The following is a 19,179-nucleotide window of genomic DNA, read 5'->3' as shown; positions in this document are numbered from 1 at the left end:
AAAGGGGCCGCCTCGGCGCCAGGATCAAGGCGTACCCAGCCCGAATAGCGGCTAGCTTCCGGCCATTCGCGAAGATGCCTGGGGAACTCGCCACATCAAGTGACGTTGATCACAGCGCCCGCCTGAGCGCCTCGAGCACCGGGTCGGTATCGGGGCGCTTGCCGCGCCACTGGAAGAAGGATTCGGCGGCCTGCTCCACCAGCATGCCCAGGCCGTCGACGGTGCGGGCGCCGCGCTCGGCGGCCCAGCGCAGGAAGACGGTGGGCTCGGCGCCGTACATCATGTCGTAGGCGGTGGCCCCCGGGGCGAAGAGGTCATCCGGCAGCGGCGGGAGATCCCCGGCGAGGCTGGCGCTGGTGCCGTTGATCACCAGATCATGGGGCCCCTCGACGGCGTCGAACCCACCGCCGCGGATCGCCCCCAGGTCGGCGAAGTCGGCGGCCAGGGCCTCGGCCTTGCTGGCGGTGCGGTTGGCCACCAGCAGGCTCGCCGGCTGTGCGGCCAGCAGCGGCTCGAGCACCCCGCGCACCGCGCCGCCGGCGCCGAGCACCAGGACGCGAGCACCGGCCAGGTCGACACCGTGGCGCTCGAGATCCCGCACCAGACCCACGCCATCGGTAGTATCACCATAGGACTGGCCGTTCTTGCCGAGGACCAGGGTGTTCACCGCTCCGGCCCGCCGGGCACGCTGGCTCAGCACCTCACAGAGCCGGAAGGCCTCCTCCTTGAACGGCACGGTGACGTTGGCGCCCCGCCCCCCTTCGGCCACGAATCTCCGCCAGGCGCCGGCGAAGTCGTCGAGTGGCGCCTCGATGGCGGTGTACTCGATCTCCTGTCCGGTCTGCTCGGCGAAGGCGGCATGGATGGCCGGGGACCTGGAGTGTGCAACGGGATTGCCGAAGACGCAGTAGCGGTCGGTCATGGAATCTCCTTGTTCAGTCGGCCTGCCCGGTCTCGCCCAGCCAGTCGCGGGGGCGCAGGTAATCGCGATACAGCACGGCCTCGAGGCTGTCGGGTTCGGGGTGCCAGTCGTACTCCCAGCGTGCCAGCGGCGGCATCGACATCAGGATCGATTCGGTACGCCCGCCACTCTGCAGGCCGAACAGGGTGCCCCGGTCCCACACCAGGTTGAACTCCACATAGCGCCCGCGGCGGTAGAGCTGGAAGTCGCGCTCGCGCTCGCCCCAGGGCGTGTCACGGCGACGACGCACGATGGGCAGGTAGGCATCGAGGAAGGCGTCGCCCACGGCGCGCTGGAACGCGAAACACGAGTCGAAGCCGCCCTCGTTGAGGTCATCGAAGAACAGCCCGCCCACGCCGCGGGTCTCGCCGCGGTGCTTGAGGAAGAAGTAATCGTCGCACCAGGCCTTGTAGCGCGGGTAGACATCGGCGCCGAAGGGCGCACAGGCGTCCCGCGCCACCCGGTGCCAGTGCACCACGTCCTCGAGTACCGGATAGAAGGGGGTCAGGTCGAAGCCGCCGCCGAACCACCAGACCGGCACCTCGCCGGGCTTCTCGGCGAGGAGGAAGCGCACGTTGCCATGGCTGGTGGGCACATGGGGATTCTCGGGATGCAATACCCACGAGACGCCCACCGCATGGAAGCTGCGCCCGGCGAGTTCCGGTCGCGCCGCCGTGGCCGAGGGCGGCAGGCGCTCGCCGAAGACGTGGGAAAAGTTGACGCCGCCCTTCTCGAACAGCGCCCCGTGCTCGATCACCCGGGAGCGGCCACCGCCTCCCTCCGGGCGGTCCCAGGCATCCTCGCGGAAACCGCCCCCCCCGTCCTCGGCGGCCAGGCCGTCACACAGGCGGTCCTGGAGGTCGAGCAGGTAGGTCTTGACGTCGTCGAGTCGGGCGTGGGCCAAGGCGAACTCCTCGGGCAGCAGTCGGTGGAAGGCAGGGGCGTCAGGAGCGCAGCACCCGGCCGGTGACCAGGTCGCGGATGGTACTGGGGCGCTCGAGGCCGCCGAGGTCACCCTCGACGATGGCATCCAGGTCGTCGCCGAAGATGCGGCGCACCTCTTCGGCACTCATCGCCGGCGGCTCGCTGGCCTTGTTGGCCGAGGTCGAGACGACCGGCTTGCCGAAGGCCTCGCACAGCGCGGCCACCAGGGGATGGGCGCTGACCCGGAGTGCCACCCGGTCATGGGCGCCACGCAGCAGGGCATGGGAACGGCCGTTGTCGGGCACCAGCCAGGTGTTCGGCCCCGGCCAGCTGGCCGCCAGCGGGGCGTGGAGCGCCAGGGGCAGCCCCTCGAGCCAGGGTGCGAACTGCTCGATGCTCGCCCCCACCAGGATCATGCCCTTGGCCGGATCGCGCTGCTTGAGACGCAGCAGGCGGGCCAGGGCCTCGTCATTGTCGGGATCGCAGCCGAGGCCCCAGACCGCCTCCGTGGGGTAGGCGATCACTCCCCCGGCACGCAGGGCGGCCACGGCGGCATCGAATGAACGGACCTCGGACATGGTTCTCCTCGCGGGGATTCGGCGGATACCGGACACGACAGGCAGCGCGCCCGTCGAAGGGCCCATATGCTACCACGCTCAACGGGGAGGCGGCAGGCGCACCCAGCCGCCTGGCGTCTGGATGGCGCGCCCCTCCAGCTCGAGCTCCAGCAGCCGGCGCTGGCATTCGACGATGCCCAGTCCGCTGAGCCCCACCAGGGCATCCACCGGGGTCGGGGAGTCACTCAGCCAGCGCAGCAGGGACACTCCCCCCGGCTCGGCGGCCGGCGGGGCGGACGGCGATGCGGCGGCCGTCGCCGCGAGCCCCGACCACTGGGTCAGCTCCTCGAGGATGTCGTCCACCTGCCGGACCAGCACCGCCCCCTCACGGATCAGCTGCAGGCCGCCCCGGGCCTGGGGGTTGTGGATCGACCCCGGCAGCACGAAGACCTCGCGGCCCTGTTCGTTGGCCAGGCGGGCACTGACCAGCGACCCGCTCTTCTCGGCGGCCTCCACCACCAGCACGCCCAGGGAGAGCCCGGTGACGATACGATTGCGCCGCGGGAAGAAGCCGGGCCTGGCAGGGATACCGGGCGGGTGCTCCGAGAGCAGCAGCCCACCGGGCTCCTGCAGGCGGTGATAGAGCCGATGATGGCGCGGCGGGTAGACCTGGTCGATGCCGCAACCGAGCACCGCCACGCTGCTCCCGCCGGCCTCCAGGGCAGCCTGCTGGGCGGCACCGTCGATGCCCAGCGCCATGCCGCTGACCACGCACCAGCCGCGGCTGGCCAGTTCCCTGGCGAAGGCGGCGGAATTGCCCAGGCCTTCCCGGGTGGGCCGGCGTGAGCCGACCATGGCGAGCCGCGGTGGCGCCAGCGCCTCGAGGTCACCCGAGGCCCAGAGCACCGGCGGCGGATCGGCGATCTGCCCCAGCAGTTCCGGCCAGGCGGGATGGCCGGCATGCAGCAGGTGGCGGGCGGGATCGGCGGCGAGCCAGGCCTGGTCGGCCTCGAGCAGCGTGGTGAGGGGACTACGGGTGGGGTGATCGAGCCACAGCCGCAGGGCGGTGGCCGCCTCGGCCGGGAGCGCCGCCAACCAGCCCTGGGGCCAGGCCGGCGACCGCTCGACGATCGCCGCCAGTTGACGGCTGCCGACCCCCGGCAGCCGGGAAAGCACCAGCCACTCCCTGGCCTGCATGACTCCCTCCACTCGGCACGACTGTCGTGGCCGGAAACCTCAGCGCTGGGCCGCGTCCAGCCCCTGCCGCGGGTTGTGCACCCGGTCGCCCACGGCCAGGGTGCGGCTGGCCTGCATCACCAGGCCATAGCTCATCTTCTCGTAGGGACGGAAGATCATCACCAGGCCGGCATCCTCGCCGGGCAGACGCAGCGCCTCGCTGGTGCGTGGATCGCTGACCAGTTCACCCTGCTGCTCCACCATCAGCACATGACCCGCCTCCAGGCCGTCGCGACGCCCGCGGTCCAGTGCCACCACCTGCAGCCGGCCGATGAAGCGCACACCGCCGGGCACCGCCAGGATGCGGCCATCGACCTCGCGCTCGGGGGGGCGTGGATAGAACTGGGTGATCAGCTCGCGGCTCTCCAGTGGCAGCACGATGTCCTCATTGCGCACCTCCTGGCTGGAAGTGGTGACTTCCAGCACCACGATGTCATCCTCGCTGCGCATACGCCGAGCCTGGCCCACGCTCTCGAGCTCGAGGCCGAGCAGCTCCCCGGAAGCCGAATCCAGGTAACGCTCGCCGACGCGGTAGATGCCGACCCGGCCACGCCCCTCCACACTGCCGCGGGCATAGAGACGGTCTCCGGCACCACTGACCAGCCGACGGTCGTCTCCGGCCACCACATAGGCCAGCTCGTCGAGGTCTTCCGGATCGTCGATGACACGGTGCTCGCGCAGGAAGTGCTGGATCGCCTGGAGGGGAATCGGCTCGATCGCCTCGCGATGTGGCGTGGTACGCACCTCGGGTGACAGGCGCACCTCCCCCTGGCCCCGCTCCAGGCCGAGGCAGGGGCGACCGTTGCAGTCATAGAGATAGACGACGTCGCCGGGATAGATCAGGTGCGGGTTGCGGATCTGCGGATTGACCTGCCACACCTCGGGCCATTGCCAGGGATGACGCAGGAAGCGACCGGAGATGTCCCAGAGGGTATCGCCCCGCACCACGGTGTAGCGATCCGGGGCATCCCGCTGCAGGCTCTCGTCCCAGCTCAGCCCCTGAGCCTGCGCGGCTCCCACGCCCGGCACCATCGCCATCGCCAGGCCCAGAGCCACTGCCTGCCCCAGGCTGCCCAGCCAGCGGCGCATGCCACCCCTCGTCGTCTGTCTCATCCCTGCTGCCCCTCGCGTTGCTCGCTTCACGCCTGCCACCATGGAACGACGGCGGCATGATATAGTCTCAATTTATCGATATGATGCACGGCGCGCGGTTTCGCCACCGCTTGCCCACTTCTAGAATAGTGTCATCCCCTGAATGACAGCATAACGGTGATTCCAACGCCATGGCCAAATTACCCATCCTCGAATTTCCCGACGAGCGCCTGCGCACCAGGGCAGCGCCGGTCGAGGCGGTCGACGACGAGGTGCGCCAGCTGGTCGACGACATGCTCGAGACCATGTACGACGCCCGCGGCATCGGGCTCGCCGCTACCCAGGTGGACGTCCACCGCCGGGTGATCGTCATGGACGTCAGCGACAACCAGACAAGCCCGCTGGTACTGATCAACCCCGAGTACACGCCCATCGGCGACGAACGCGACCCGATGCAGGAGGGTTGCCTGTCGATCCCCGAGTACTATGCCGAGGTGCCGCGTGCCCTGAAGGTACACCTCAAGGCGCTGGACCGCGACGGCAACCCCTACGAGCTCGAGGCCGAGGGCCTGCTCGCCCACTGCATCCAGCACGAGCATGACCACCTCGAGGGCGTGCTGTTCGTCGACTACCTCTCGCCGCTCAAGCGCGATCGGGTGATGAAGAAGATGCAGAAGCGCCACAAGCTGATGCAGCCCGCCTGATCCGGGGGCCCGCCAGCATCGAAGGCCGACGCCATGTGCGTCGGCCTTCGTCGTTTCCGCCCGGCTCCGTTATCATGGGAAGCATCGCCCACTGGCAAGGCCCCTAGATCATGTCCCGACCCCTGCGCGTCATCTTCGCCGGCACGCCCGATTTCGCTGCCGAGAGCCTGGCAGCGCTGCTGCAGAGCCGCCATCAGGTCATCGCCGTCTACACCCAGCCCGACCGGCCGGCCGGTCGCGGTCGCAAGCTCTCCCCGAGCCCGGTCAAGCGCCTGGCCCTCGAGCATGACCTGCCGGTCCACCAGCCGACGACCCTGAAGGCGCCCGAGGTCCAGGCCGGGCTGACCGAACTCCAGGCCGACATCATGGTCGTGGTCGCCTACGGACTGATCCTGCCCCGAGCGGTACTCGACATCCCGAGGCTCGGCTGCCTCAACGTCCACGCCTCGCTGCTGCCGCGCTGGCGTGGCGCCGCCCCCATCCAGCGGGCCATCGAGGCGGGCGACACCGAGAGCGGCGTGACCATCATGCAGATGGACGAGGGACTGGACACCGGCGACATGCTGCTGGTGCGGCGCACGCCGATCAGCGCCACCACCACCGGCGGCGAGCTCCACGACACCCTGGCGGCCCTCGGCGGCAGGGCCATCGTCGAGGCGCTGGATGCCCTCGCCGACGGCGAACTGGCGGCCACGCCCCAGCCGGAAAGCGGTGCCACCTATGCCGCCAAGCTCACCAAGGCCGAGGCCGAGCTCGACTTCCGCCGGCCCGCCACCGAGCTGGCCGCCCGGGTGCGTGCCTTCAACCCCTGGCCGGTGGCCTGGTGCGCCCTGGGCGACGAGCGCCTGCGCCTGCTGATGGCCGAGGCGGTCGAACCGGAGCAGGGCGAGTCCCCGGCGATGGCCGGCACCCTGCTGGGCCATGACGGCGAGGCGCTGCGCATCGCCTGCGGCCCAAACGGCGACCAGGTCCTGCGGGTGACCCGCGCCCAGCTGCCGGGAGGCAAGCCACTGGCCGTGCGCGAACTGCTCAAGGCCAGGGCGGAGCGCTTCCGCACCGGCCTGCACCTGGGCCGCTTCGACGAGGAGACGCCGGCATGAGCACCGAATCCCGAGATGAGCGTCGGCGGGGCCTGCAGAACGACGGCGGCCTGGCGCTGCGCGCTGCCGCGGCCCGTGCCCTGGTCCCCGTGATCACCGCCAAGGGCTCGCTCGCGGACCTCGACGACCACCAGGTGGTGGCCCGCGACCGCGCCCTGTTCAAGGCGCTCTGCTACGGCACCTGCCGCACCCTGCCGCGACTCGAGGCGCTGGCCGCCAGGCTGCTGGTGAAGCCCTTCAAGGCCCGTGACGCCGATGTGCAGGCGCTGCTGCTGATCGGCATCCACCAGCTGCTCTACCTGCGGATACCCGCGCATGCCGCGGTGGGCGAGACCGCCGGCGCCTCCCGCCTGCTCGGCAAGGAGTGGGCCACCCGGGTGATCAACGGCTGCCTGCGCCGCATGCAGCGGGAGTCCGCCGAGCTCCAGGCCGAGGTGGACCGCGACCCGGCGGTGGCGCTGCTGCACCCGAAATGGCTGCTCAAGGCCCTCCGTCAGGCCTGGCCCGACGACTGGCGCGCCATCTGCGCGGCCAACAACGTCCCCGGCCCCATGACGCTGCGGGTCAACCGCCGCCACGGTGACCGCGAGGCCTACCTCTCCCGGCTGACCGATGCCGGCCTCGATGCCCGGCTCTGCCTCCACGCCCCCGACGGGGTGACCCTCGACACGCCCTGCGACGTCCGTGCCCTGCCCGGCTTCGAGGAGGGGCATGTCAGTGTCCAGGACGAGGCCGCCCAGCTCGCCGCGGTGCTGCTCGGCCCGGTGCTGGCGCCCCGCCCCGGCGCTCGGGTGCTGGATGCCTGCTGCGCCCCCGGCGGCAAGACGGCCCACCTGCTGGAGCTGTTCGACATCGACCTGCATGCCGTGGACAACGATGCCGTGCGCCTGGCGAGGGTCGAGGACGCCCTGGCACGGCTCGGACTCTCCGCCCGACTGTCCCACGGCGATGCCACGCAAAGCGACTGGTGGGACGGCACCCCCTTCGACACCATCCTGCTCGACGCCCCCTGTTCCGGCAGCGGCGTGATCCGCCGCCACCCGGACATCAAGCGGCTGCGCCGCCCGTCGGACATTCCCAGGCTGGCCGAACTCCAGGCACGCTTGCTCGACAACCTCTGGTCCCTGCTGCGCCCCGGTGGCACCCTGCTCTACGCCACCTGCTCGGTGTTCCCCGAGGAGAACGCCGAACAGATCGAGGCCTTCCTGGGCCGCACCCCCGACGCCGGGTCCACCACGCCCCACGAGGTGGCCTGGGGCCGCCGTGCCGGTGCCGGGCGTCAGCTGCTGCCGGCAGCGGACAGCCACGACGGCTTCTTCTATGCCAGACTGGTGAAGCAGGCGGGGTGAACCCGCCTTCCCGCTAACCGAGCGAGAGGACTAGCCATGAGCCACCATACCTACAAGCACATCGAACTCACCGGTTCCTCCGAACAGGGTATCGAGGAGGCCATCAACAGTGCCATCACCAAGGCCTCGGAGAGCCTGCACGGCATGCGCTGGTTCGAGGTCACCGACACCCGGGGGCATATCGAGCACGGCCGTGTCGCCCACTGGCAGGTGACGCTCAAGATCGGCTTCACCCTCGACTGACACCGTCGATGGCCGGGCCTGTTCCCCCGGTGTCGGCTGGTTTATGCTGAGTCCCCGTTGCGGCGCACAAGGGACGCCGCGCTACCCCGTGTGGAATAACGACTAGCAATGAAGATCATCATTCTCGGCGCCGGCCAGGTCGGCGGCACCCTGGCCGAACACCTGGCCCGCGAGGAGAACGACATCACGGTGGTGGACACCGACGGCGACCGGCTGCGCGAGCTGCACACCCGGCTCGACATCCGTACCGTGGTGGGGCCCGGCTCCTACCCCGTGGTGCTGCGCCAGGCGGGCTGCGAGGACGCCGACATGCTGATCGCGGTGACCAGCCAGGACGAGGTCAACATGATCGCCTGCCAGGTCGCCCACACCCTGTTCCGCACCCCCACCAAGATCGCCCGGGTCCGCGCCACCGCCTATCTCACCCGCAAGGGCCTGTTCGCCCATGAGGCGGTGCCCATCGACGTGCTGATCAGCCCCGAGCAGGTGGTCACCGACCACATCCGCCGGCTGATCGAGCACCCCGGCGCCCTGCAGGTGCTGGAGTTCGCCGGCGGCCTGGTGCAGCTGGTGGCGGTGAAGGCGGTCTACGGCGGGCCGCTGGTGGGCCAGGACCTGGCCTTCCTGCGCCGCCACATGCCCAGCGTGGACACCCGGGTGGCGGCCATCTACCGCCGCAACCGGCCGATCATCCCGCGCGGCGATACCGTGATCGAGGCCGACGACGAGGTGTTCTTCATCGCCGCCCGCCGCGACATCCGTGCGGTGATGAGCGAGCTGCGCCGCCTCGACCGCGACTTCCGCCGGGTGGTGATCGCCGGCGGCGGCAACATCGGCGAGCGCCTCGCCGAGCACCTCGAGCACAGCCACCAGGTCAAGATCATCGAGCACAACCTCGAGCGCTGCACCCTGCTCTCCGAACGCCTGGACCGCACCGTGGTGCTGCACGGCAGCGCCACCAGCAAGCGGCTGCTGGAGGAGGAGAACATCGAGGACTGCGACATCTTCTGTGCGCTGACCAACGACGACGAGGTCAACATCATGTCGTCGATGCTGGCCAAGCGCATGGGCGCCAAGAAGGTGCTGACGCTGATCAACAACGCCGCCTACGTCGACCTCGTCCAGGGCGGCGAGATCGACATCGCCATCTCGCCCCAGCAGGCCACCATCGGCAGCCTGCTGACCCACGTGCGGCGCGGCGACATCGTCAACGTGCACTCCCTGCGCCGCGGCGCGGCGGAGGCCATCGAGGCGATCGCCCACGGCGACACCCAGTCGTCGAAGGTGGTGGGCCGCGCCATCGGCGACATCGACCTGCCGCGGGGCACCACCATCGGCGCCATCGTGCGCGGCAAGGAGGTGCTGATCGCCCACGACGACGTGGTGGTGGAGTCCGGCGACCACGTGATCCTGTTCGTGATCGACAAGCGCCGGCTGCGCGACGTGGAGCGGCTCTTCCAGGTCGGCCTGACCTTCTTCTGATGGCATCCCCGATCACTTCCAGCGACCCAAGGAGAGCCGCCCGATGAGCCTGCGCATGATCCTGCGCATCCTCGGCCTGCTGCTGATGCTGTTCAGCCTGACCATGATGCCGCCGATCCTGATCTCGCTGCTGTTCGCCGACGGTCTCTGGGAAGCCTACGTCATCGCCATCGCCATCACGGTGCTCACCGGGGCGGCCATGTACCTGCCCAACCGCGGGTCGCGCAAGGAGCTGCGCACCCGCGACGGCTTCCTGATCGCGGCACTGTTCTGGAGCGTGCTGGGGCTGTTCGGCTCGCTGCCGCTGATGCTGGCCGATGCCTCGGCGCTGTCGATCACCGACGCGGTCTTCGAGTCATTCTCCGGGTTGACCACCACCGGCGCCACGGTGATCACCGGCATCGACTTCCTGCCGGAGTCACTCCTCTACTACCGCCAGCAGCTGCAATGGCTGGGCGGCATGGGCATCGTGGTGCTGGCGGTGGCGATCCTGCCGACACTCGGCGTCGGCGGCATGGCCCTCTACCGTACCGAGATCCCGGGGCCGCTCAAGGACTCCAAGCTGACCCCACGCATCACCGAGACCGCCAAGGCGCTGTGGTACATCTACGCCACCCTCACCGTCACCTGCATGCTGGCCTACATGGCCGCCGGCATGAACTGGTTCGATGCCCTGGGCCACAGCTTCTCCACCGTGGCCATCGGCGGCTTCTCCACCTACGACGCCAGCATCGGCCACTTCGACAGCGCCCTGATCGAGATGATCTGTGCCTTCTTCCTGCTGGTCTCGGCGATGAGCTTCAGCCTGCACTTCGCTGCCTGGCGGGACAAGCGGCTGACCCACTACTTCCTGGATCCCGAGGCCCGCTTCCTGATGCTCTTCCTGCTGGGCCTGGCGGTGATCACCGTGGTCTCGTTGTGGCTCACCGAGACCTACGGGACCGAGCGAGGCCTGCGTCACGGCATCTTCCAGGTGGTCTCGGTGGCCACCACGGCCGGCTTCGGCGTGGCCGACTTCTCGGCCTGGCCGGGTGCCCTGCCCTTCCTGCTCTTCGTGACCGCCTTCGTCGGGGGGTGTTCCGGCTCCACCGGCGGCGGCATGAAGGTGATCCGCATCATCCTGATCCTCAAGCAGGGGATGCGCGAGGTCATGCGCCTGATCCACCCCAGTGCGGTGATCGCGGTGAAGGTGGGCAAGGTCAGCGTCCCCGACGGCATCGCCCAGGCCGTATGGGGCTTCTTCGCGGTCTACGTGATGCTGTTCTTCCTGATGCTGGTGGGGGTGATGGCCACCGGTGTCGACCAGGTCACCGCCTGGTCCACCGTGGCCTCGGCGCTCAACAACCTGGGCCCGGCACTCGGCGAGGCCTCGGCCAACTATGGCGACCTGCCCGCTCTGGCCAAGTGGATACTGCTGGTGGCCATGCTGCTCGGTCGCCTGGAGATCTTCACCGTGCTGGTACTCTTCACCCCGGCCTTCTGGCGGCGCTGAGTTGCCGGGTTTGGCGCAACGGGGCCCTTCGTGGATAATCAGCATTTCACCCCCTCACACCGAGCGTCCATGACCGACTCCCAGGATTCCGCGATCGCCCCCCGCCGGGATGACGCCATCAGTGGCCCTCGCCGGGTCATCGAGGTGGGCGATACCCGCTATACCCTGCTGGGCACCGCCCATGTCTCCGCAGAGAGCGCCGCGGACGTGCGCGAGCTGATTCGCTCCGGCGAGTTCGACGCCGTGGCCATCGAGCTGTGCGACTCCCGCCACCAGAGCCTCGACAACCCCGATGCCCTGGCCGGCCAGGACCTGTTCGAGATCTTCCGCCAGGGCAAGGCCGGCATGGTGGCCGCCAGCCTGGCACTGGGCGCCTTCCAGCAGCGGGTCGCCGAACAGTCGGGGATCGAACCGGGTGCCGAGATGCGTGCCGCCCTGGAGGAAACCCGTCGCGCGGGGCTGCCGCTGCTGCTGATCGACCGCGACGTGGGCATCACCCTCAAGCGCATCTACCACAACGTGCCCTGGTGGCAGCGCTTCTCGCTGTTCTCGGGGCTGCTCGGCAGCGTGCTGTCGCGCCAGGACGTCTCGGCCGAGGAGATCGAGCGCCTGAAGGAGGGGGACGTGCTGGAGTCCACCTTCAGCGAGTTCGCCGCCGAGTCCGAGACGCTCTACGTCCCGCTGATCACCGAGCGGGATCGCTACATGGTACTGCGCCTGGCGGAGGACGCCCCCCCCGGGCGCTACCGCAACGTGCTGGTGGTCATCGGTGCCGGTCATATGAAGGGCATGGCCGAACAGCTGGAAGCGCCGCACACGGCGGCGCCCACCCCGGAGCGAAAGGCGCTCGAGGTCACCCCGCCGCCCTCGCGTCTCTGGCGGGCGCTGCCCTGGCTGATCACCGTCCTGGTGCTGACCGGCTTCGCCATCGGCTTCTCGCGCAACACCGACCTGGGCTGGCAGCTGGTCGGCGAGTGGTTCCTGATCAACGGCGTGCTCTCGGGGCTGGCCACCCTGGCAGCCCTGGCCCACCCGGTGACGGTGGCGGCCACCGTGGTCGCCGCCCCGCTCACCTCGCTCAACCCCACCATCGGGGCCGGCTTCGTCGCCGCGGGGGTGGAGCTGTTCATGCGCAAGCCCAAGGTGCGCGACTTCTCCACCCTGCGCCACGACGTCACCGAACTGAAGGGCTGGTGGCGCAACCGGGTGTCGCGCACCCTGCTGGTGTTCCTCACCGCCACCATCGGCTCCGCCGCGGGCACCTGGATCGCCGGTTTCCGCATCGCCGGGGCGCTGCTGGGCAACCCCTGACCCCACGGCGGGCCGGGGGGCTCCGGCCACCGTCGGTCCTCAGCGCCCTGCCATGGAGAGTCGCCGGTTCGAACCCTCACGGCAGGCATCATTTGCCGCAGGGACCCGCACCTCCGTCAATAGATATCGGGCTCGTCCACCGGCGGCCCGAAGTCTGTGGTGAGAAAGTCGAAGTCACAGCCTTCGTCGGCTTGCGAGATATGGCGTGAATACATCCATCCATAGCCACGGCCGAATTTCTCGGCCGGTGGCCGCCAGGCCTTTCTCCGCGCCGCCAGTACATCATCATCAACCTGCATGTCGAGACGCCGATTCGCCAGGTCCAGGGTGATCAGATCCCCCGTCTCGAGCAGGGCCAGGGGGCCGCCCACATGGGCTTCAGGCGCGACGTGCAAGACACAAGCGCCATAGGAGGTGCCGGACATCCGGGCGTCGGAGATTCTGAGCATGTCACGATGGCCTTGCTTGAGAAGCGCCTTGGGTATCGGCAGCATTCCCCACTCCGGCATGCCGGGCCCGCCCTGGGGACCCGTGTTGCGCAACACCAGAACATGGTCGGGAGTGATATCCAGTTCCTCGTCTTCGACGGCGGCCTTCATTTCCGGATAGCTATCGAACACCAGCGCCGGGCCGGTATGCTTGTGGAACCTGGGGTCACATGCTGCCGGCTTGATGACCGCACCATCGGGCGACAGGTTGCCCTTCAGCACGGCCAGGGACCCCTCGTGGTAAACCGGATTGGACATCGGACGAATCACTTCGCTGTTGTAGACCTCGGCATCCGCCAGGTTCTCACCTAACGTCTTTCCGGTGACTGTCATGACCGAGAGCTCCAGGTGCTCCCTGAGCTGAGCCATCAGTGCCCGCAACCCGCCCGCATAGTAAAAGTCCTCCATGAGGTACTGATCCCCGACAGGTCTCACGTTCGCCAGTACCGGGACGGAGCGGCTAGCGGCATCCAGGTCATCGAGCGTCAATGACACGCCGGCACGTCGCGCCATGGCAATCAGGTGGATAACGGCGTTGGTCGAACACCCCATGGCCATGGCCACCACCTTCGCATTGGCTATCGACAGGTCCGTCAGAATCCTGTCGGGCGTGAGATCCTCCCAGACCATGTCCACGATGCGGCGGCCCGCATCGCAGCACATGCGGATATGGTTGGCATCGGCCGCGGGTATCGAGGAGGCGCCAGACAGCGTCAAGCCCAGGGCCTCGGCAATGGCGGTCATGGTGGAGGCGGTTCCCATGGTCATGCAGTGCCCGTAGGAGCGCGCGATGCCAGCTTCGACGCCCAGCCACTCCTCCTGGGTGATGGTCCCGGCACGCCGCTCATCCCAGTACTTCCAGCCATCGGCCCCCGACCCAAGCACCTTCCCCTTGAAGTTTCCGCGTAACATGGGGCCCGCAGGAACGAACAGGAAGGGCAGCCCCGCCGAGATGGCTCCCAGGACGAGTCCCGGTGTTGTCTTGTCACATCCCCCCATCAGGATGGCACCATCCACCGGATGAGACCTGATGAGCTCCTCGGCTTCCATCGCAAGCAGGTTGCGATACAGCATGGTCGTCGGCTTGACGAAATTCTCCGAAAGGGAAAGCGCGGGAAGCTCGATGGGAAGCCCCCCCGCCTGTAGCACTCCTCGCTTTATATCCTCTACACGATGCCTGAAATGTGCATGGCAGGGATTGATATCAGACCAGGTATTGATAATGGCGATAACCGGCTTCCCCTCCCAGTCATCCGGCCCATAGCCCATCTGCATCATGCGAGAACGATGGCCAAAACCACGAAGGGTATCAGGTGAGAACCAGCGTGAAGAACGCAGGCTTTGCGCATCTTTTCTAGTCATATCCGTTTCCTGTCGATCTTGATCACGTTATCTTGTCTTGATACCCAGGCTGGCCATTCTCGATGCAGCATCGGGATTCAGCGCACCATCAGGAACAACTCCATCGAGTATGGATCGAACTTGCTCTACCGTTTGCAATGCTTGATAGTCGACGGCTTCAGGTGACATGCCTCCGATATGGGGTGTTGCAATGACATCGGATCGCTGCGCAAGGGCGAGTGGGGGATAGTTGTCATGATCCTTTCCGACATCCAGTGCAGCACCGGCCAGCAGACCAGACTGCAATGCATGCTCGAGCGCCTCCTCATCGACCAGCTCGCCTCGAGAAGGATTGATGAAGTAAGCGCTGTTCCTCATGCGTTCAAAGGCCGAGGCATCCATGAGGCCAGCCGTTTCCTTGTTGGACACCGCAAGACAGATGACGAAATCGGATTGCTGCAACAGATCATCGAAATCAACCTGCTCTACCGAACCCATCTCGACGCTGACATATGGATCGTTAACCAGAACCCTCAAGCCCATGGATTCGAGGACGGGCGCCAGGGTCTTTCCAATATGGCCAAAGCCGATAATGCCGGCTGTCTTCCCGGACAACTGTTGGCCCATGACGGGCTCAGGAACACGACCATCTCGATAGGCCAGTATGTAATCGGGAATATGGCGAGCCAGATTCACCATCTGCCCAATGATCCACTCACTGACCGACAAGGAAAACCCCGGTCCAGCCCGGGTCACGACCACACCACTGCTGGACGCGGCAGCGATATCGATATTTCGAACATCCATGGCACAGCGCACTACCGCCAACAGCTTATCGGCACGTTCGAATACGGGTGCAGGAATGGGAGTCGCCCGATCGGCAACAATGATGTCGCACGACTTCGCCGCGCTGAGCAGATCATCACAGGTCCAGGCGCCTTCATGCTCTTTCAAGGAAAGCTCACCTAGCCCAGCCAGTCCCTTCAGTGCTTTCTCACCGTACCAGTTGTTTCTGGCAGAGGGTGTATGGGTCAGCAAGATCCGTGTCATAGTAGTCTCCCGGCTTGACTTCGGGGCTCCTCAGGTTTGAATGAATTTGTATAGCGCCTGGGGGTTATCTTCGAGAATAAGCCGCCGAGTTGACGGATCAGGAATCCATTCGACCAGAAGATCAAGCAGCTCGCGGTCATCGAGATGCTCACCCCTGAATGCCGGGTGCGGCCAGTCAGTTGCCCAGAGGAGGCGATCCGGCCTTGCCGAGGACAGCGCCTGAGCAAGGCCTGAGAAGGCTCGGAAGTCGCCGATCGTGGTCGCCCCCTGCAAGTAGGGAGCTGACAGCTTGACCCAGGCATGGCCGCCACTGAGCAAGTCCAGCAGCTTCCTGAAACCCGTGCTCGCTTGAAAGGAGCGCGGATCCAGAAGGGCAAAATGATCCACCACCACATCACAGCCAAGCCTTTCCAGACGGCGGCTGGATTGGACCAATGTATCGTCGGTCAGCAGGACCTGGATATGCCATCCGAGTGGACGAATCCGCTCCGTCAAAGGTTCCAGTGCATCCAGGTCCGTGCCATTATTCGCTGCCGTATTCAGTCGAATACCGCGGACACCCGCCATGTGCAGTTCAAGCAGCTCCTGCTCAGCTATGTCAGGTGCGATCACGGCGACCCCCCTGGCCCTGTCGCCCAATGTTCTCAAGGCATCGATCAGGCAGCGATTATCGGTGCCGTAGATGCTCGGCTGCACCAGGACGCAGTGCGCCAGGCCAAGTCGATCCAGCATCGAACGGTAGTCGTCGACGCTCGCTTCGGCTGGACGATAGTCGGCGCCTGCATCCAGTGGATACCGACTGGCCGGACCGAATATATGCGCGTGGCAGTCACAGGGGGCGCTCCCTTCCGGACCGGTCGGCCGCTTCATGACTTCACCCCGGACCTGACGGTATCACAGAGCGTATCGACGCCTTGTCGCAGCAGCCCGATATCGGCACCGGCCGCAATGAAGGAGAACCCCATCTCCCGATACCCGAGCGCGGTATCGGCATTGCCTGCGAGGATGCCAGCCGGGACCCCCTTGTCACGGGCACGACTGCAGATATCGGCGATCGCCTGCTGTACATCAGGGTGCTGAGGATTCCCCAGGTGGCCGAGATTGGCCGCCAGGTCAGAGGGACCGACGAAGACCCCATCCAACCCCGCCACGCCAAGGATTGCATCCAGGTTATCTACCGCCTCCTGGCTCTCGATCTGAACGATGACACAGATCTCGTCATGAGACCTGGCCAAGTAATCCTGAATACGACCGTACTGGTTGGCTCGATGGGCTACCGATACCCCCCGGACCCCGTGCGGTGGATAGCGCACCGCCTTGACGGCCGCCTCACACTCCTCGGCAGTTTCCACGAAGGGAACGAGAAAGCTCTGGACGCCGACATCCAGTAGACGCTTCATCCAGATTGAATCATTCCAGGGAGGACGTACCACCGGACTGGCCTTACCGCCGGTCACGGCTCTCAGCAAGTGCACGATATCCTTGAGCTCATTGGGTGCATGCTCGCAGTCAAGGAGCATCCAGTCAGCATCGGCGTAAGCGAGTATCTCGGCCGCAACGGGGCTTGCCATGCTGCTCCACAGGCCGAGCTGAAACCCGTCGAGAGACAGGTTTCTCTTGAAGGAGTTCGTCGGTAACTCAGGCATCATTATTTCCTTTCTTGCGAAGCGACAACCTCGAAACATTGTGTCGGGGATCATCGCATCACGGCATGGGGTATCCAGGTCGCAATCCCTGGAACCAGCAGAACGACAAGAAGCACCAGTATCAACACAAGCACAAACGGCCAGCAATACTTTATGGTCTGATCATAGGAAGTCTTGGCGATGCTCGTTGCCACGAAAAGCAGCACGGCGACAGGTGGTGTCGTTGCGCCAATCTGGGTGGCCATGACGACCATCAAGCCGAAGTGAATCGGATCGAATGCATAGGAATTCCCTATGAAAACGGCAATAGGGACCATGATGACGAGAACGGCCAGCGACTCTACGAACATCGTCAGGCCGATCATTATCCCGAGGAATATCAGTGCCGCCGCCAGTGGCGATGGCGCCGCGTCAATCACGAACTGCCCCACGATTTGATTGAAGTCGAGATATGAGAGCAGATAGCCAATTGAACCGGCAGCAGCAATGATTCCCACCACCATCCCTGTTGTCAGGCCGGCCTTGAACAGGATATAGGGAAGGTCGCGAACTCGAACCATCCGATAAACGAACATGCTGATGAAGAGCGCGTAGACGGTGGCCACGATACCGGCCTCGGTGGCGGTAAACACTCCACCCAGGATGCCGCCAAGTATGATGACCGGAGCCACCAGGGCTGTCCAGACATTGCGTGTTGCCCGAATGACGTTCCTTATATCGAACTTTCCCGACACGACACGCAGCTCGGGAAAGTTCCTCAAGTACGACATCACATGGGTAACGGCCATCAATCCGAAGGCAATGGCCAGCCCCGGAAGAATGCCGGAGAGGAACAGGCTTCCGATCGACACTCCTGCCATGGAACCGTAGATGATCATGGTCATGCTTGGCGGTATGATCGGGCCAATGGTTCCTGATGCTGCAGTTATGGCAGCGGCGAAGCCTGGTTTATAGCCCCTGTCCTTCATGGTGGGGATGAGAATGGAACCGATGGCTGAGGTATCGGCCGTCGAGGAGCCGGAGACACCGGAAAAGGCCATGCTCGACACCACGTTGGCATGAGCCAGGCCGCCGCGCACATGCCCGACAAGGGCATCCGAAAACTCGACCAGCTTCTGGCTCATTCCTCCTCGCAGCATCAACTCCCCTGCAAGAATGAAGTACGGAAGTGCCAGGAGGCTGAAGGAATCCAGCATGCCGAACATGCGCTGGGGGAACAGCGCGGGGTTCAAGGCCGGAATATAGATAATTCCGCCAAATCCTATGACGCCTATGGCCAGCAGGACGGGAAAACCTATCAGAATCAGGAGCAACAGCAAACCAAGAAGAATAATGAGCATGAGGTTACTCCAGAGACCCAGCTTCAACGATGCGCTGATCAACAGGCGTTCTCAGCCGCTTGACCACCTTCCTTACTGCCACGAGCATGGTATAGCCACCGCTGAAGAGGAAGACCGAGTAGACATAATGCATGGGGATTCGGAGGCTGGAGCTTGTTTGTCGCTGTGCGACCTCCATGAGGTCAAGCGTGTAGACACAGACCCCGAGGCCAAACAGGAACCAGACAGAGTGAATCACCAACTCGAAACCATAGTGCATTTTCGGAGGGAATCTATTGCTGATTATATTCATGCCGATATGCGCACCATAATTGTACGCAATGGGAATCACGATAAACACCAGCCAGATATGTGCAAATCTCTGAAACTCATGACTCCAGCCGAGGGAGCCTCCCAGCACATATCGGTAGAATATCTGTGCAGCCCCGACTATGACCATTGCCGCAAAAATGGCAGCAACAGCGCTCTCGACCACTTTATCCATGGCCCTTAATAAGTCATTCATGAGAAACCTGCCGCTAAGTGTTTCGTGACAACAACTCTCGAGCTACTGAAAAGGCGAAGAGAATGGCCCAGGCAACGATATGGAATGCCTGGGCCATTGCCGTCACCCTACTTGGTCACTTCAGAGTTCATCACGAATGATCTGAAGGAGGTCGGTGGCATTGTATTCGGCGGCAAGTTCATCCTGGACAGGAATGGCGGCTTCCCGGAACACCGAGGTATCAACATGATTCACCTCCATGCCCTGCTCCTTCAGAAACTCGAATGCCTCTGCATCGCGAACCGGTGTCAGGGCACGGTTGACGTCGCTTGCATACTTGACGGCAGCGAGCATCGTTTCCTGCTGCGCTTCGCTCAGC

18 protein-coding genes and 1 pseudogene are annotated in these 19,179 nt (G+C 65.5%); 7 read left to right on the top strand and 12 right to left on the bottom strand.

Annotation, left to right across the window (positions count from 1 at the left end):
• Window positions 1–109: 109 nt before the first annotated feature.
• From aroE to ACOMD9_RS20745, 5 genes are all read right to left on the bottom strand, one after another.
• Window positions 110–922, bottom strand: a complete 813-nt coding sequence (gene aroE / locus ACOMD9_RS20765) for a shikimate dehydrogenase (RefSeq protein WP_421417905.1) — start codon at window positions 920–922, stop codon at window positions 110–112.
• A 13-nt stretch (window positions 923–935) separates the two neighbouring features.
• Entirely contained in the window at window positions 936–1,865 is a 930-nt protein-coding gene (gene hemF / locus ACOMD9_RS20760) for an oxygen-dependent coproporphyrinogen oxidase (RefSeq protein WP_421417904.1), read from the bottom strand.
• Window positions 1,866–1,905: 40 nt separating this feature from the next.
• The gene (gene tsaC / locus ACOMD9_RS20755) at window positions 1,906–2,463 is read right to left on the bottom strand and encodes an L-threonylcarbamoyladenylate synthase type 1 TsaC (protein WP_421417903.1); all 558 of its coding nucleotides are present in this window, start codon (window positions 2,461–2,463) and stop codon (window positions 1,906–1,908) included.
• Window positions 2,464–2,541: 78 nt separating this feature from the next.
• Window positions 2,542–3,639 (bottom strand): DNA-processing protein DprA, encoded by a 1,098-nt coding sequence (gene dprA, locus ACOMD9_RS20750; RefSeq protein ID WP_421417902.1) that lies wholly within the window; start codon window positions 3,637–3,639, stop codon window positions 2,542–2,544.
• 39 nt (window positions 3,640–3,678) lie between these two features.
• Window positions 3,679–4,791 carry a LysM peptidoglycan-binding domain-containing protein gene (locus ACOMD9_RS20745; protein WP_421417901.1) on the bottom strand — a complete coding sequence of 371 codons (1,113 nt, stop codon included), beginning with the start codon at window positions 4,789–4,791 and terminating at the stop codon, window positions 3,679–3,681.
• A gap of 170 nt (window positions 4,792–4,961) precedes the next feature.
• Between ACOMD9_RS20745 and def the strand changes: the two genes are divergently transcribed.
• The 7 genes from def to ACOMD9_RS20710 all read left to right on the top strand — a co-directional run bounded on the left by def (window position 4,962) and on the right by ACOMD9_RS20710 (window position 12,451).
• The gene (gene def / locus ACOMD9_RS20740; protein WP_421417900.1) at window positions 4,962–5,474 is read left to right on the top strand and encodes a peptide deformylase; all 513 of its coding nucleotides are present in this window, start codon (window positions 4,962–4,964) and stop codon (window positions 5,472–5,474) included.
• A 110-nt stretch (window positions 5,475–5,584) separates the two neighbouring features.
• The gene (gene fmt / locus ACOMD9_RS20735) at window positions 5,585–6,574 is read left to right on the top strand and encodes a methionyl-tRNA formyltransferase (RefSeq protein ID WP_421417899.1); all 990 of its coding nucleotides are present in this window, start codon (window positions 5,585–5,587) and stop codon (window positions 6,572–6,574) included.
• Entirely contained in the window at window positions 6,571–7,923 is a 1,353-nt protein-coding gene (gene rsmB / locus ACOMD9_RS20730; protein ID WP_421417898.1) for a 16S rRNA (cytosine(967)-C(5))-methyltransferase RsmB, read from the top strand. Before fmt ends, rsmB begins: the two co-directional genes overlap by 4 nt.
• A gap of 36 nt (window positions 7,924–7,959) precedes the next feature.
• Window positions 7,960–8,166 (top strand): dodecin, encoded by a 207-nt coding sequence (locus ACOMD9_RS20725; protein ID WP_421417897.1) that lies wholly within the window; start codon window positions 7,960–7,962, stop codon window positions 8,164–8,166.
• A gap of 108 nt (window positions 8,167–8,274) precedes the next feature.
• Window positions 8,275–9,648, top strand: a complete 1,374-nt coding sequence (trkA, locus tag ACOMD9_RS20720; protein WP_421417896.1) for a Trk system potassium transporter TrkA — start codon at window positions 8,275–8,277, stop codon at window positions 9,646–9,648.
• Window positions 9,649–9,691: 43 nt separating this feature from the next.
• Window positions 9,692–11,140: a TrkH family potassium uptake protein gene (locus ACOMD9_RS20715; protein WP_421417895.1), complete on the top strand. Its 1,449-nt coding sequence runs from the start codon at window positions 9,692–9,694 to the stop codon at window positions 11,138–11,140.
• Between the two features lie 69 nt (window positions 11,141–11,209).
• Window positions 11,210–12,451: a TraB/GumN family protein gene (locus ACOMD9_RS20710; protein ID WP_421417894.1), complete on the top strand. Its 1,242-nt coding sequence runs from the start codon at window positions 11,210–11,212 to the stop codon at window positions 12,449–12,451.
• A gap of 116 nt (window positions 12,452–12,567) precedes the next feature.
• Here ACOMD9_RS20710 and araD read toward each other — a convergent pair whose 3' ends face one another.
• From araD to ACOMD9_RS20675, 7 genes and pseudogenes are all read right to left on the bottom strand, one after another.
• Entirely contained in the window at window positions 12,568–14,301 is a 1,734-nt protein-coding gene (gene araD / locus ACOMD9_RS20705; RefSeq protein ID WP_421417893.1) for an L-arabinonate dehydratase, read from the bottom strand.
• A 27-nt stretch (window positions 14,302–14,328) separates the two neighbouring features.
• Entirely contained in the window at window positions 14,329–15,330 is a 1,002-nt protein-coding gene (locus ACOMD9_RS20700) for an NAD(P)-dependent oxidoreductase (protein ID WP_421417892.1), read from the bottom strand.
• Window positions 15,331–15,360: 30 nt separating this feature from the next.
• Entirely contained in the window at window positions 15,361–16,200 is an 840-nt protein-coding gene (locus ACOMD9_RS20695) for an amidohydrolase family protein (RefSeq protein WP_421417891.1), read from the bottom strand.
• Window positions 16,197–16,976, bottom strand: coding sequence for an HpcH/HpaI aldolase family protein (locus tag ACOMD9_RS20690; RefSeq protein WP_421417890.1), 780 nt, complete (start codon window positions 16,974–16,976; stop codon window positions 16,197–16,199). The genes ACOMD9_RS20695 and ACOMD9_RS20690 overlap by 4 nt, the downstream gene beginning before the upstream one ends.
• 50 nt (window positions 16,977–17,026) lie before the next feature.
• Complete coding sequence (locus ACOMD9_RS20685) at window positions 17,027–18,316, bottom strand: TRAP transporter large permease (RefSeq protein ID WP_421417889.1); 1,290 nt, start codon at window positions 18,314–18,316, stop codon at window positions 17,027–17,029.
• Window positions 18,317–18,320: 4 nt separating this feature from the next.
• Window positions 18,321–18,821 (bottom strand): TRAP transporter small permease, encoded by a 501-nt coding sequence (locus tag ACOMD9_RS20680; protein WP_421417888.1) that lies wholly within the window; start codon window positions 18,819–18,821, stop codon window positions 18,321–18,323.
• A gap of 120 nt (window positions 18,822–18,941) precedes the next feature.
• Window positions 18,942–19,179 (bottom strand): annotated as a pseudogene (locus ACOMD9_RS20675) (hypothetical protein); the annotation flags it as partial.

The sequence above is a fragment of the Halomonas terrestris genome (genome assembly GCF_049166755.1).
Lineage (GTDB): Bacteria > Pseudomonadota > Gammaproteobacteria > Pseudomonadales > Halomonadaceae > Halomonas.
Note: the sequence above shows the minus strand (reverse complement) of the source record. Positions and strands in the feature narration are given on the sequence as shown.

What these genes read in the sequence shown, in the direction of transcription:
- aroE (WP_421417905.1), bottom strand. Translation starts at nt 922, where the DNA reads ATGACCGACCGCTACTGCGTCTTCGGCAATCCCGTTGCACACTCCAGG.
- tsaC (WP_421417903.1), bottom strand. Translation starts at nt 2,463, where the DNA reads ATGTCCGAGGTCCGTTCATTCGATGCCGCCGTGGCCGCCCTGCGTGCC.
- dprA (WP_421417902.1), bottom strand. Translation starts at nt 3,639, where the DNA reads ATGCAGGCCAGGGAGTGGCTGGTGCTTTCCCGGCTGCCGGGGGTCGGC.
- ACOMD9_RS20745 (WP_421417901.1), bottom strand. Translation starts at nt 4,791, where the DNA reads ATGAGACAGACGACGAGGGGTGGCATGCGCCGCTGGCTGGGCAGCCTG.
- def (WP_421417900.1), top strand. Translation starts at nt 4,962, where the DNA reads ATGGCCAAATTACCCATCCTCGAATTTCCCGACGAGCGCCTGCGCACC.
- fmt (WP_421417899.1), top strand. Translation starts at nt 5,585, where the DNA reads ATGTCCCGACCCCTGCGCGTCATCTTCGCCGGCACGCCCGATTTCGCT.
- rsmB (WP_421417898.1), top strand. Translation starts at nt 6,571, where the DNA reads ATGAGCACCGAATCCCGAGATGAGCGTCGGCGGGGCCTGCAGAACGAC.
- ACOMD9_RS20725 (WP_421417897.1), top strand. Translation starts at nt 7,960, where the DNA reads ATGAGCCACCATACCTACAAGCACATCGAACTCACCGGTTCCTCCGAA.
- trkA (WP_421417896.1), top strand. Translation starts at nt 8,275, where the DNA reads ATGAAGATCATCATTCTCGGCGCCGGCCAGGTCGGCGGCACCCTGGCC.
- ACOMD9_RS20715 (WP_421417895.1), top strand. Translation starts at nt 9,692, where the DNA reads ATGAGCCTGCGCATGATCCTGCGCATCCTCGGCCTGCTGCTGATGCTG.
- ACOMD9_RS20710 (WP_421417894.1), top strand. Translation starts at nt 11,210, where the DNA reads ATGACCGACTCCCAGGATTCCGCGATCGCCCCCCGCCGGGATGACGCC.
- araD (WP_421417893.1), bottom strand. Translation starts at nt 14,301, where the DNA reads ATGACTAGAAAAGATGCGCAAAGCCTGCGTTCTTCACGCTGGTTCTCA.
- ACOMD9_RS20700 (WP_421417892.1), bottom strand. Translation starts at nt 15,330, where the DNA reads ATGACACGGATCTTGCTGACCCATACACCCTCTGCCAGAAACAACTGG.
- ACOMD9_RS20695 (WP_421417891.1), bottom strand. Translation starts at nt 16,200, where the DNA reads ATGAAGCGGCCGACCGGTCCGGAAGGGAGCGCCCCCTGTGACTGCCAC.
- ACOMD9_RS20690 (WP_421417890.1), bottom strand. Translation starts at nt 16,976, where the DNA reads ATGCCTGAGTTACCGACGAACTCCTTCAAGAGAAACCTGTCTCTCGAC.
- ACOMD9_RS20685 (WP_421417889.1), bottom strand. Translation starts at nt 18,316, where the DNA reads ATGCTCATTATTCTTCTTGGTTTGCTGTTGCTCCTGATTCTGATAGGT.
- ACOMD9_RS20680 (WP_421417888.1), bottom strand. Translation starts at nt 18,821, where the DNA reads ATGAATGACTTATTAAGGGCCATGGATAAAGTGGTCGAGAGCGCTGTT.